Annotated in this window: 15 protein-coding genes; 1 reads left to right on the top strand and 14 read right to left on the bottom strand. The window is 41.7% G+C overall.

What is annotated here, in order from left to right:
* Positions 1–50 precede the first annotated feature (50 nt).
* The 14 genes from Q7U33_RS06510 to Q7U33_RS06445 form a co-directional block, all read right to left on the bottom strand.
* Positions 51–821: a TatD family hydrolase gene (locus Q7U33_RS06510; protein ID WP_304858831.1), complete on the bottom strand. Its 771-nt coding sequence runs from the start codon at positions 819–821 to the stop codon at positions 51–53.
* A 9-nt stretch (positions 822–830) separates the two neighbouring features.
* On the bottom strand, positions 831–1,214 hold the full coding sequence (locus Q7U33_RS06505; RefSeq protein WP_304858830.1) for a PilZ domain-containing protein: 384 nt from the start codon (positions 1,212–1,214) through the stop codon (positions 831–833).
* A gap of 94 nt (positions 1,215–1,308) precedes the next feature.
* The gene (gene holB, locus Q7U33_RS06500; RefSeq protein ID WP_304858829.1) at positions 1,309–2,307 is read right to left on the bottom strand and encodes a DNA polymerase III subunit delta'; all 999 of its coding nucleotides are present in this window, start codon (positions 2,305–2,307) and stop codon (positions 1,309–1,311) included.
* Positions 2,304–2,909 carry a dTMP kinase gene (gene tmk, locus Q7U33_RS06495; protein ID WP_304858828.1) on the bottom strand — a complete coding sequence of 202 codons (606 nt, stop codon included), beginning with the start codon at positions 2,907–2,909 and terminating at the stop codon, positions 2,304–2,306. Before tmk ends, holB begins: the two co-directional genes overlap by 4 nt.
* Positions 2,910–2,913: 4 nt before the next feature.
* Positions 2,914–3,909, bottom strand: a complete 996-nt coding sequence (gene mltG / locus Q7U33_RS06490; RefSeq protein WP_304858827.1) for an endolytic transglycosylase MltG — start codon at positions 3,907–3,909, stop codon at positions 2,914–2,916.
* Positions 3,902–4,738: an aminodeoxychorismate lyase gene (pabC, locus tag Q7U33_RS06485; protein ID WP_304858826.1), complete on the bottom strand. Its 837-nt coding sequence runs from the start codon at positions 4,736–4,738 to the stop codon at positions 3,902–3,904. Before pabC ends, mltG begins: the two co-directional genes overlap by 8 nt.
* 105 nt (positions 4,739–4,843) lie before the next feature.
* Complete coding sequence (gene fabF, locus Q7U33_RS06480; RefSeq protein ID WP_304858825.1) at positions 4,844–6,076, bottom strand: beta-ketoacyl-ACP synthase II; 1,233 nt, start codon at positions 6,074–6,076, stop codon at positions 4,844–4,846.
* A gap of 228 nt (positions 6,077–6,304) precedes the next feature.
* The gene (acpP, locus tag Q7U33_RS06475; RefSeq protein WP_015832083.1) at positions 6,305–6,541 is read right to left on the bottom strand and encodes an acyl carrier protein; all 237 of its coding nucleotides are present in this window, start codon (positions 6,539–6,541) and stop codon (positions 6,305–6,307) included.
* A gap of 140 nt (positions 6,542–6,681) precedes the next feature.
* On the bottom strand, positions 6,682–7,422 hold the full coding sequence (gene fabG, locus Q7U33_RS06470; protein ID WP_304858822.1) for a 3-oxoacyl-ACP reductase FabG: 741 nt from the start codon (positions 7,420–7,422) through the stop codon (positions 6,682–6,684).
* Positions 7,423–7,453: 31 nt separating this feature from the next.
* The gene (fabD, locus tag Q7U33_RS06465) at positions 7,454–8,380 is read right to left on the bottom strand and encodes an ACP S-malonyltransferase (protein WP_304858820.1); all 927 of its coding nucleotides are present in this window, start codon (positions 8,378–8,380) and stop codon (positions 7,454–7,456) included.
* Positions 8,381–8,416: 36 nt separating this feature from the next.
* Positions 8,417–9,361, bottom strand: a complete 945-nt coding sequence (locus Q7U33_RS06460; RefSeq protein WP_304858818.1) for a beta-ketoacyl-ACP synthase III — start codon at positions 9,359–9,361, stop codon at positions 8,417–8,419.
* Complete coding sequence (plsX, locus tag Q7U33_RS06455; RefSeq protein WP_304858816.1) at positions 9,358–10,404, bottom strand: phosphate acyltransferase PlsX; 1,047 nt, start codon at positions 10,402–10,404, stop codon at positions 9,358–9,360. The genes Q7U33_RS06460 and plsX overlap by 4 nt, the downstream gene beginning before the upstream one ends.
* A gap of 182 nt (positions 10,405–10,586) precedes the next feature.
* Complete coding sequence (rpmF, locus tag Q7U33_RS06450; protein WP_304858814.1) at positions 10,587–10,766, bottom strand: 50S ribosomal protein L32; 180 nt, start codon at positions 10,764–10,766, stop codon at positions 10,587–10,589.
* A 154-nt stretch (positions 10,767–10,920) separates the two neighbouring features.
* Positions 10,921–11,478, bottom strand: coding sequence for a DUF177 domain-containing protein (locus tag Q7U33_RS06445; protein ID WP_304858813.1), 558 nt, complete (start codon positions 11,476–11,478; stop codon positions 10,921–10,923).
* Positions 11,479–11,810: 332 nt separating this feature from the next.
* On the opposite strand from Q7U33_RS06445, the gene Q7U33_RS06440 reads away from it, so the two are divergent.
* Positions 11,811–13,229: an acetyl-CoA carboxylase biotin carboxylase subunit gene (locus tag Q7U33_RS06440; protein WP_304858812.1), complete on the top strand. Its 1,419-nt coding sequence runs from the start codon at positions 11,811–11,813 to the stop codon at positions 13,227–13,229.
* The last annotated feature ends 49 nt before the right edge of the window (positions 13,230–13,278 follow it).

The following is a 13,278-nucleotide window of genomic DNA, read 5'->3' as shown; positions in this document are numbered from 1 at the left end:
ATCTGTGATACCTGCGCCTACAATTTTACTATGCGTAGAGATTAGACAAATTAATGCTTAGCATGCTTAAACAAGCGGAAGAAATTCTCCGTCGTAGCCGCAGCAAGCACATCAAAAGAAATACCTCGTAGATTAGCAACCTCCTCAGCGACATGCTTGACATAGCTCGGCTGGTTTGTCTTTCCACGATAAGGCGTTGGCGCTAAATAAGGTGAGTCAGTTTCCACCAGAATTCGATTTAATGGCACATGCTTAGCCACTTCTTTGATGGTATGTGCATTTTTGAAGGTGATGATGCCAGAGAATGAAATATAAAATCCTAACGCAATCGCCTCTAATGCAACGTCCAAACTTTCGGTAAAACAATGCATCACACCACCCACTTGTTGCGCGTTTTCTTCCCGCATAATACGTAAGGTATCTTCAGGTGAGTTTCGTGTATGAATCACCAACGGCTTGCCAGTGGCAATCGCAGCGCGTATATGCGTACGGAAACGTGTACGCTGCCACTCTAGGTCACCCGTGAGTCTAAAGTAATCTAATCCCGTTTCACCAATGGCAATCACCTTAGGATGATTAGCCAGTTTGATTAACTCATCGATGGTAGGCTCTTGAATGTCTTCATAATCGGGATGAACACCCACAGAAGCATAAAAATTTTCATTTTCCTCCGCTAATGCCAAAACTTGAGGAAAATCAGGCAAAGTAACCGAAATGCATAAGGCATGTCCTACCTGATTATCCTGCATAGCCTGTTTAATGGCAGGGAGGTTAGCTAGTAGCTCTGGAAAATTAAGATGGCAATGAGAATCAACAAGCATGGTTTTCAACTAAATCGTATGAGTAGCACGTAATGATTTAAGCGCGTTACCTAAAAGTCCCTCTATTTTAGTGCGAGCTTCTAAGCCACCACTTTTTTCATTAAACTGCACGCCAATACCCTGTGGTTTATTACCTTGTGTGTTGGGCGTAATCCAAACAACATTACCAACCACTTTTAATTTTACTGGGTCTTCAATCAAGCTAAGCAGCATAAACACTTCTTCGCCCATTTGAAATGCCTTAGTGGTTGGAATAAATAACCCACCACCCACTAAAAATGGCATGTAAGCTGCATAAAGTGCGGCTTTTTCCTTGATAGCTAATGACAAAACCCCAGGTTTGGGTGTAGTCGTATTTGCACTTTTAATTTCGTCTTGTATATCTTCAGCCATAATTAAACTCTATTGAGAAACTCTACTTAAAATGATTTGTTTATCAAGTTAACGAAAAATCGGAATTAAAAAATCTAGCTCTAAAAATCCATATTTAAAAAATCTTAGTGTAATCAAGTAAAAGGCTTTCCATCTGCAATTCATGATTCAATGGATGTGAGGCTAATTTTCTTAACTCATTCATTTTTTTATGCATATCGAACAATCTACTTAAGTTTACTCTGTCAGCCAGCGCTTGCAAAGCGCCTATGTGTTGCAAGTGATAACGTGCTTGTTGCCCCAACTTAACGGCAACCATATCATATATCCATTTCTGAATGGTGATCACACCAGCCTCAGCTGAGTTTGCGATTAACAACGGTGCAAGGACATAAGGCTCTAATTTGGGACCAAGTGCCAGATGCTTCCAAATATCAGATAATTGATCAAACTGTATTTGTTCAGAACATACTTTAATCGGGGAGCCTTCTAAATAAGCTAATTGCTGCTTTGCATTTTTAACCCCCTGCTCCTCTAGCCACGACAGCGCTTGAGACTCATTGGGTACAGGCATGTTTATTTTTTGACATCGACTGATAATCGTTGGGAGTAATCGCTGTAATTGATGTGCAACCAAGATAAAAATTACACCTTGAGCCGGCTCTTCTAGCATTTTGAGTAATGCATTTGCAGATGCTATATTCAATGTTTCAGCTGGATGAATTAAAACAATACGGAGACCACTACTTTGATGGCTTGATAAGCTCAAAAAGTCACTTAAATCACGAATCTGTGCAACAGAAATCTGTGTTTTCTTTTTGGTCTTTTTACTCGGCACAGCATCATCAGATTCAGCTTCTTGTTCAGGGCTCAACAAACGAAAATCAGGGTGGCTCTCATCATTAAACCAGTGACAGCTAGCACAAGTTTTACATGCGCCTCCATTGGACATTTTATTCAAACACAATAACGCCTGACTAAAACTACGTGCGAAATCGTACTTACCAATACCTGCCCTGCCATGCAGCAAAAGGGCGTGGGGCAAGCGTTGACTATCATGCGCTAAACGCTCCCATAGTTGGGTTTGCCATGGGTAGATGTGAGTATCTGTCATAAAGAGGCTATCGCTTGCGTCACAGATTGGGAAACCTCTTCTAACGGTCGATTACCATCAATGATTTTAAATCTGGCAGAGTTTTGTTGTGCACGCTGTAAATAAGCATTGCGTATACGCGTAAAGAAATCAGCAGATTCTCTTTCAAATTTATCTGGCGTACGCGCAGCGGACAACCGTTGCATGCTGACTTCAACAGGCACATCAAACAGCAAAGTCATGTCTGGTTGTAAACCATCTTGCGCCCAGTGTTCCAGATGTTCTATTTTTGAAGCTTCTACGCCTTTAGCGCCACATTGGTAAGCATAAGTCGCATCTGTGAAACGATCAGACAGTACGTAAGCTCCGCGTGCTAATGCAGGCCTAATCACCTGTGCAATATGCTCACGCCTAGCTGCAAACATTAATAAAGTTTCAGTCTCCGGGTGCATAGCCTCATGCAACAATAACTCCCTCAGGCGCTCACCTAACTCAGTGCCACCCGGCTCACGCGTTGAAACAACCTCTACACCACGAGCACTCAGTAACTCAATAATGCTGGAGATATGCGTGCTTTTACCTGCACCATCCATCCCTTCTAGCGTAATAAACTTGGCTTCCATATTTTTACTTTTTCAACTGATAACGCACGACTGCTCGGTTATGATCATTTAGATTGTTAGAAAACACATGACTACCATCACCCTTACCCACAAAATAAAGTGCTTGGGTTTTAGCAGGGTGCAAAGCGGCTTCAATGGCAGCGATACCAGGCATCGCGATGGGCGTCGGTGGTAAGCCACCTCTTGTATAAGTGTTATAGGGCGTATCTGTTAATAGATCTTTTTTTCGTATATTACCGTTAAATTGTAAACCCATTCCATAAATAACCGTTGGATCAGTCTGCAATCGCATGCCAATGCGCATTCTGTTAATGAAAACACCCGCTATAATTGGACGTTCACTTGCCTTGCCTGTCTCTTTTTCTACAATTGAAGCCATAATTAATGCCTCGTAGCTATTTTTATAAGGTAAGTTTTCTTCTCTGTTTTGCCATGCTTTATACAGTTTAGTCTGCATGGCATCGTAACTGACTTTCAACAACGCAATATCTGTTGTGTCACGATTAAAGTAAAAAGTATCTGGGAAAAACAAACCCTCTGGCACGCTATAAGGCGAGCCAAGTAGCTGCATAATTTCACGGTCAGATAAACTGTGAATGGTTTGCTTAACTGCGTCATTCTTTGCAAGTTTTTCACGCATCTGTGCAAAGGTACGCCCTTCAATAAAGGTGACACTACCTTGGGTTGTCTTGCCATAATTTAGCGAAAGCAACAGTTGATAAGGTGAAATATTTTTATTTAAGGTGTAACTTCCCGCTTGTAAATATTGTTCTTTATTTAAAAGCTTGGCGATTAAAACAAATCGCCATGGTTCACGCAATACGCCTTGCGCCACTAATTGGTTCGCAATACTTCGAAGCCCACTATTAGGAGCAATCACAACCTCTTGGCTACTAGGCTGGAGTTTTAGAGGTGTAATCGCGTAGTACACTAGCCATCCTGCTAGCAATGCAGTGATGATTAGACTGATAAAAAGCCAACCTTTAACGCGCTTAACCATGAGTGAGTATGTTTCTTATTTTAGAAGCCAAATTCTGTTGCTCCCATGTTTGATTACCTACTGCAGTAACCTGAAATGCGCCATACAGACTATTACAAATCAACACTTCATCTGCACTTAGCAGTTCTGGTAATGTTAATGTTGCTTGACTACAAGTCAAGCCGAGTAAGCTTTCTAAACCAAGTATTCTTTGCCTAGTAATGCCAGCAACACCACACTGGCTTAAATCTGGCGTGTATAAGTGGCCACCTACACGGACAAAAATATTACTCATCGTACATTCAATAACATTAGCGTTCGTATCAAGCATAAGTCCATCAAAGATAGACTCTTCACGCCACTCCATACGCGCCAGTATATTTTCCAAGCGATTAAGATGTTTGATACCAGCAAGTTTAGGCTGTAAGGCTAACCGTGTTTCACACAAGTGTAAGCGAATCCCCTGCACATAATAGGTTTCAGCATAGGTAGGCATGGCTGATTTAATTATTACACGCGTAGGAATTGTGACTGCAGGCGGTGCATAGCCTCGCTCACCCTCGCCTCTGGTGATAATAATTTTAGCGACAGAAACTTCAGCATTGTCAAACTCATCAATAGGAAAAAGTTGCTGAATATCCAACATTAACAACTCAGCACTCGGACAAACTATCCCAATCACAGCACAATCTGCCACCAACTTCTGATAATGAAAAGGCCAGCTAACAGGTTGACCATCTCTAATTTTCATCGTCCGAAAAACACCATCCCCGTAACTAAATCCACGGTCTAAGGCTGAAATTTCTTGATCAAAACTGCCATTTACTAAAGATGTGTGATGATGAATCATAAGACGTAATTAAACCATACAGACCACAAATACACTATTAAAACAGCTAATAAAAAACCCGCAATGACTATCAATGCGGGCTTATATAATAGCAATTATTACTACTTAGATTTTTTTAAATACTAAACTGCCATTAGTACCACCAAAACCAAAGTTATTTTTCAGTGCGTACTCAATTTTCATATCACGCGCAGTATTCGCACAGTAATCTAAATCACACTCTGGATCTTGGTTAAAGATATTAATAGTAGGTGGAGACAATTGATTGTGAATTGCCAGCACAGTAAATACTGATTCCAATCCACCAGCGCCTCCAAGCAAATGACCTGTCATTGATTTAGTCGAGTTCACTACAAACTTGTAAGCATGATCACCAAATGCAGCTTTAATTGCATTTGTTTCATTGGCATCACCAAGCGGTGTTGATGTGCCGTGCGCGTTTACATATTGCACTGCATCTGGATTAATACCAGCGTTCTGCATTGCATTGCGCATAGATCGGCGCGGGCCATCCATGTTTGGCGCAGTCATGTGGTAAGCATCAGCACTCATGCCGTAACCACTCAGTTCGGCATAAATCTTCGCGCCACGTTTTTTTGCATGCTCATACTCTTCTAGCACCATCACGCCAGCGCCTTCACCGATGACAAAACCATCACGATCTTTGTCCCAAGGGCGACTAGCTGTTGCAGGGTCATCATTACGTGTTGAAAGTGCACGTGAAGCGGCAAAACCACCTACGCTTAAACGTGTAATCGCAGCTTCTGCACCCCCAGCAATCATCACATCAGCATCGCCGTACTCAATCATGCGTGAAGCGTCACCAATTGAGTGAGTTCCAGTTGTGCATGCTGTTACGATAGAAACATTAGGGCCTTTAAAACCAAACATGATACTCAGATTACCTGAGATCATATTGATGATAGTACCTGGAATGAAGAATGGTGATATTTTACGTGGACCAGACTCTTTATAAAGGATATCAGTATCTTCAATAAGTTGCATACCACCAATGCCTGAGCCGATTGAAACACCGATACGTTCAGCATTTTCTTCTGTGGCGACAATGCCTGAGTCTTTGACTGCTTCAATAGCGGCAGCTAGGCCGTATTGAATAAAAGTGTCCATGCGTCTCGCGTCTTTTGCAGTGATGAAATCTTCAGGATTGAAGTTTTTCACCTCCCCTGCGATGGTCGATGAAAATGCACTTGCGTCAAATTTAGTAATTTGCGTAATACCAGATTTACCAGCAACCAAATTATCCCAAGCAGTTTTAACACCAATTCCAACAGGTGAAACAACACCAAGACCAGTTACTACAACTCTACGTTTAGACATACAGGATACCTCTAAGAATTCTTTACTATGTGTATTACATAGTCCGTGAACTAGTCACGGCTACACTGTGCAACAAGGACTATCTCGGTTTCTATTCCCTGCGTCTAGTGATGTCACTTATCCATTGGATGTTAAAGCCGCTCTAAAAAAGCGCTTTAAGACGAGGTCTAGGAAACAAAAAGGCAAAAGGCAGTAAGCTCTGAATGAGCCAACTGCCTAATTGTGAATTTATTTGAGGTTAGTATTGATGTAATCAATCGCTAATTGAACTGTAGTGATTTTTTCTGCTTCTTCATCAGGAATTTCGCAGTCAAATTCTTCTTCTAGCGCCATTACCAACTCCACTGTGTCTAGTGAATCAGCACCTAAATCATCTACAAATGATGATGCATTTTTAACATCAGCTTCATTTGCACCTAGTTGTTCAGCAACAATTTTTTTAACACGTTGTTCGATGTCAGACATCTAAATACCCCTTAATATAAAAAATAGCTTAAATATAAAAAATAGTTCAGCTAAGGCAGCATTCTACCAAAACTCAACGATAATACAAAAAACTTAATCAATAGTAGCAAATCTAACGGCATCTTTATACAAAAAGGCCATTAAACCATTAACATTCCACCATTTACATGGATTGTTTCGCCCGTAATATAAGCAGCATTTGGTGAAGCTAAGAATGCAACCGTTGCTGCGATTTCTTTTACAGACCCTAAACGCCCTACAGGAATGCGAGCAAGCATTTTATTAGTGATATCCTCAGACAGCTCTGCTGTCATGTCGGTTTCAATAAAACCTGGCGCCACACAGTTTACAGTAATTCCACGACTTCCAACCTCTGCTGCCAATGATTTTGTAAAGCCAGTCATACCTGCTTTAGCAGCAGCATAGTTAGTCTGTCCTGCGTTACCCATATGGCCAACTACTGATGAAATGCTAATAATACGCCCTGTACGCGCCTTCATCATTGGACGTAAAACTGCTTGGCTCATGCGAAACACTGAGGTCAGATTGGTGCTAATGACAGCATCCCAATCATCATCTTTCATACGCATGAGTAAAGTATCGCGTGTAATACCTGCATTATTGACCAGGACACTTACATCGCCAAACTTTTCGCTAATCAATTTTAGCGTCACTTCAACCTGTTCAGCGTCATTAACGTTTAATGACATGCCTTCACCTTTAATACCAGCTTCGGAAAAAGCCTCCGTAATAGCAGCTGCGCCTTTGTCAGAAGTTGCAGTACCAATCACTGTAGCACCTTGCTTACCCAACTCTAAAGCAATTGCAGCGCCAATGCCACGGCTTGCACCTGTAATTAATGCAATTTGACCTGTTAACATAAGTACCTCTGTATAAAATTACTGTATAAAATTAAAGTGTGTTTTTAAGTTCAAGTAAAGCTTCATTACTTGTCATTGCGATGCATGGCAACTCTGCAACGATACGCTTAGTTAAGCCTGCCAACACTTTACCTGGCCCGCACTCGGCGGATTGAGTAACTCCTTGTGTCGCAATATACTGCACTGTCTCAACCCAACGCACTGGGCTGTGTAACTGACGCACTAATGCGTCTTTTATTTTATCACCATCATCATAAGCCATCACATCTGCGTTGTGTACTATTGGTATCAACGGCTTGTTAACGGCGACGTTAATTAAGTAATCTGCCAACTTAAGTGCCGCTGGGCGCATTAATGCGCAATGAGAAGGCACGCTGACTGGCAAAGCCAGTGCACGCTTAGCACCCTTAGCTTTTGCAGCTTCCATACCACGCTCTACAGCCGCTTTATTACCAGCAATCACTACTTGCCCTGGTGAATTTAAATTAACTGCTTCTAATACCTCACCTTGCGCAGCCTCACTACAGACCATGCGCACAGCATCATCATCAAGCCCTAAAATTGCTGCCATCGCACCCACGCCAGCTGGCACCGCATTCTGCATGACTTCTGCACGATATTTAACCAATGGCAATGCATCTTTAAATGATAAGGCACCAGCAGCCACCAAGGCCGTATATTCACCCAAGCTATGACCAGCCACCACTGCTGGCATTTGGTCTGATACAGATTGCCATGCACGCCAAGCAGCAACACCTGCTGTCAGCATGATAGGCTGGGTATTGCTGGTTTCGTTAATCAGCTCATTAGCTTCCGTGGCCATTACCCAAAAATTCACACCTAAAATATCGGATGCTTCTTGAAATGTGTCGCGGATGATTTTATTGTCACCAAAGCCGCTCATCATGCCTACTGATTGGGAGCCTTGACCTGGAAAAAAGAATGCTGTTTTTTTCATAAATTACTTTATATTATTTATATAATCGATTGAATATTAATATTTAATTAATGCAGAACCCCAAGTGAAGCCACCACCAAAAGCTTCCATTAATATGACGTCGCCACGCTTAATGCGCCCGTCCCTGACAGCTGTATCCAGCGCCAAAGGAATGGACGCAGCAGAAGTATTACCGTGTATATCTACAGTCACTACCACTTTATCCATGCTCATATCTAGCTTTTTGGCTGTTGCTTGTAAAATGCGAATGTTAGCCTGATGTGGCACGAGCCAATCAATATCTGACTTCTGCATTTGATTTGCCGCAAGGGTTTCATCAACAATTTGGTCTAAAGTGTTAACCGCCATTTTAAACACAGAGTTGCCTTCCATGACAACAGTATCAGGCTTATCAGCATTACGTGGCACATGGAGCATGTTTTCGTAGCGACCATCTGCATGCAGATGGGTAGAAATAACACCTTGCTCAGTTGATGCCTGCAAAATCACGGCACCAGCGCCATCACCCCAAAGAATACAATTACCTCGGTCGGTATAATCTGTAATGCGTGAAAATGATTCAGCGCCTATCACTAGGGCACATTTAACACCACCAACTTTAATAAAATTATCTGCTGTTGCAAGTGCATACACAAAACCACTGCAAACAGCTTGCATGTCAAATGCAGGACATCCTGCTATATCCAACTTTTTTTGCACCATCGTGGCTACGCTAGGAAATATCTTATCTGGTGTAGTTGTCGCAACAATAATTAAATCAATATCATTTGCACTAACACCTGCGCTTGCAATCGCGTTCTTAGCTGCTTCAAACGCCAAATCACTTGTAAACTCGCCCTCTGCAGCGATGTGACGTTCGCGAATGCCAGTGCGCGTAAAAATCCATTCATCTGTAGTATCTACCATACGCTCTAAATCAGCATTGGTGAGTACTTTACTCGGCAAATAACTACCGGTACCTGCTATACGAGAAAATATCATTGCATATCCTGAGAATTTTTTACAGCCATACTTGGTTGTAAATGTTCGATTTCCAGCTGCTCTGTAATGCGGCGCAACACCCCACTACGAGCTTCTTCTATTGCCACATGAATTGCCGAAATAAAAGCGACGTGATCTGCACCACCATGGCTTTTTACAACAATTCCACGCAAACCCAAGAAGCTCGCACCGTTATATCGACGCGGATCTAGTCGCTTTTTGAAAGCTTTAAGTACTGGCATCGCACAAAGTGCCATCAGTTTAGTCAGCCAGCTTTTTTTGAATTCCTGAGTTAAGAACTTACCCATCATATGGGCCAAGCCTTCCGTGGTTTTTAACGATACATTACCAACAAAGCCATCACAAACCACTAAATCTGTTGTACCTTTAAAGATGTCATCACCTTCAACATTGCCGTAAAAGTTTAAATGACTCGCTTTAAGTAGCTCACCTGCCTGCTTAGCAACTTCGTTACCTTTGATATCCTCTGAGCCAATATTGAGCAAACCGACAGTTGGACGCTCTTTGTGCTCCACACAACTTACCAACATAGCACCCATGATGGCGAACTGATATAGATGTTCTGCGGTACAGTCGGCATTTGCACCTAGGTCAAGCATATAAGTATTGCCTTTTTCGCTTGGTAAGGCAGAGGCAATTGCTGGGCGATCAATTCCTGGCAAGGTTTTTAATACAAAACGAGCAGTTGCCATCAGTGCGCCTGTATTGCCTGCACTTACGCATGCGTTAGCTTCGCCACTTTTCACCAAGTTAATGGCAACTCGCATAGACGAGTCTTTCTTATTTTTTAGGGCACTTTGTGGCGACTCATCCATGGTAACAACTTCAGCTGCATGATGAATACGCAAACGAGGGTTAACTGCTGCCTTATGTGCTTTGAGCTCAACTTCAATGGCATCAGCCAATCCGACCAGTACAATATTTAGCTGAGGATCTGAATCCAATGCTTTTAATGCTGCTGGCACTGTGACGTGGGGGCCGTGATCGCCGCCCATTGCGTCAATTGCAATTGTAATGTCCATTACTTTTACTCAACTTGAATAATAAGATTTTTAATTGGAATATGTTGCCAATTTAACAACAAGAAATATAGCCAACCATTAAAACATAACGCCGCTCCAAACAAATGGAGCGGCGTTATGTTTCCTGTACTACCAAACAATTCAATCTAACTAACAGATACTGATATTGTTCGCCGAGTAAATTACTCGCCTTTTGATGGCAATACTTTACGGCCACGGTAGTAGCCATTAGGACTAATATGGTGACGCAAGTGTGTTTCGCCAGTAGTTGGCTCAACTGCTAATGGTGGATTTGTCAAAAAATCATGCGAACGGTGCATACCACGCTTTGAAGGTGACTTTTTGTTTTGCTGAACTGCCATAATAAACTCCAATAAAATGATTAAAACATCATCTCAATTACTTGTAAATCGATGCAATAAAATGAATAACGCATCACTAATTTAAGATTACACTAAATAACTAACCCGTAATGATAATACAAAACATAAGTTTTGTCAGCCAATACTATATATTTTAAGATTTAATTAACCCTTTTAATGCTGCAAAAGGGTTAGGCTTCTCGCCACTTTGCATCGTAACGGCAGCGCAGTCGTTGTTATGGACGGGCGCTATCGGTAGCGCCATTATAACCTCATCTTCGATAAGCAACTTCACATCCATCTCTTGACTTACTTCTTGCAAATCAAAATCATCACCAATTGTCGCTTCCACATCATCCAACGAGCTGTCATCCGCATCGCTAATTAAGTAATGAAAATCCAGCGCCAAACTTAAAGGCATTTTAGACAAGCAGCGCTGGCAAGAAGTGACTAAGCTGACATTTAGCACTAAATGCAAATAACATTGACCCAATACGTTTTTCTCACCATTTAAAACGAAGTTAACTAAACCTTCTAGCTTAGAGTTGGGGCTCGCAACGTCACCAGGGGGGTTATTTGCATCAGCTTCTAAATGTTGCGACTCAATCAATTCACATAGTCTAGGAAAGAATGACAGCGGAAGGCTTGCTTCCAAACGCTCACCGCGCGCAGCAAAAGCAAGGTTGTCAATTAAAAAGGTTTGATTGGTCATGTTCAGTTCTTGGCTTAAATTAAAGTTTGCAAAATTATCCTAGATAATTAACGATGCATGTGAATTATTCTCGTGTTTATTATTCTAAAGTATTCAGTAAAGAATATTCAGATCACAGACATTTGCTAATAAAATATAAAGTTTGACAGTACGTTTATACTTAAATTAAGCACATCTTAAAGGTACTAACAACCGTATCTAAAGACCAAAAAAATTACTTTTTGCGCTCAATTCAGTGCTTAAATTTGCACTAGGGATTTAGCTATTAAGGCTGCCATGTTACAATCACACCGTTTTTGTAACGTCATTTAATAAAATTAAGGCTTACCTACGTGTTCAAAAAAATTCTAGTTGCTAACCGCGGTGAAATTGCAGTACGTATTGTGCGCGCGTGCTCTGAAATGGGCATCAAATCTGTTGCTATTTATACAGATGCTGACCGCCAAGCGTTACATGTTAAAAAAGCGGATGAAGCTTATCATATAGGTGCAGATCCTGTTGCTGGGTATCTAAATGCGCATAACATTGTGAATCTAGCCGTTGCTGCTGGCTGTGACGCCTTGCATCCTGGCTATGGTTTTTTATCTGAAAATCCAGAATTAGCTGAAATTTGTGAGCGTCGTGGCGTTAAATTTATTGGGCCTAATGCTGACGTCATTCGTCAAATGGGCGACAAAATTCAAGCACGTAATGCAATGACCAAGGCTGGCATTCCATGTACGCCTGGTAGTAATGGCAACTTGAAAGACCTTAATGAGGCTATCACGCTTGCAAACAAAATTGGTTACCCCATTATGCTTAAAGCTACTAATGGTGGTGGTGGCCGCGGCATTCGTCGCTGTGATAGTGAAAAAGACTTACTAGGAAACTATGATCGCGTCATCAGTGAAGCGAGTAAGGCTTTTGGTAAACCTGAAGTGTTTATTGAGAAGTGTGTTGTTTCTCCACGTCATATTGAAGTGCAAGTATTAGCTGACTCACAAGGCAACGCCATTCATTTATTTGAGCGTGACTGTTCAATACAACGTCGCAACCAAAAGCTCATTGAAATTGCACCATCACCGCAGTTGTCTCAAGCGCAACGAGAGTACATCGGTGGATTGGCAGTAAAAGCAGCTAAGGCAGTTGGTTATGAAAACGCTGGCACTGTTGAGTTCCTGCTTGATTCTGACAATACGTTCTATTTCATGGAAATGAATACGCGCTTACAAGTTGAGCATACTGTTACGGAAACAATTACAGGTATTGATATTGTTCAGGAACAAATTCGGGTTGCTTACGGACTACCTTTACAATACAAACAAAAAGACGTGACTTTTAGAGGTTACGCAATGGAATTCCGTATTAATGCGGAAGATCCAAAAAATGGCTTTTTACCAAGTTTCGGTAAAATCACACGCTATTATGCGCCAGGTGGTCCTGGTGTTCGTATGGATGCAGCAATATTTAGCGGCTATGTAATACCTCCCTACTATGATTCCATGTGCGCTAAGTTGACGGTATGGGCGCTTACCTGGGATGGTGTTATTGAGCGCGGTCGTCGAGCGCTCGACGATATGATTATTTATGGTGTAAAAACTACCATTCCTTATTATCAAGAAATTCTTAAGCATCCAGAATTTAGGGCTGCAGAGTTTAATACCAGTTTTGTAGAGGCGCATCCTGAGTTAACTAACTATGCTAACGAAATTCCGCCCGAACTCATCGCGGCAGCAATTTCAGCGGTGATTGCGGCGCATGAAGGTATATAACAAGATTTTCAAGTATTAAAAATTAATTTTAACCTTAGAACTGATAGAT

Source organism: Methylotenera sp. (assembly GCF_030653755.1).
Taxonomy (GTDB): Bacteria; Pseudomonadota; Gammaproteobacteria; order Burkholderiales; family Methylophilaceae; genus Methylotenera.
Note: the sequence above shows the minus strand (reverse complement) of the source record. Positions and strands in the feature narration are given on the sequence as shown.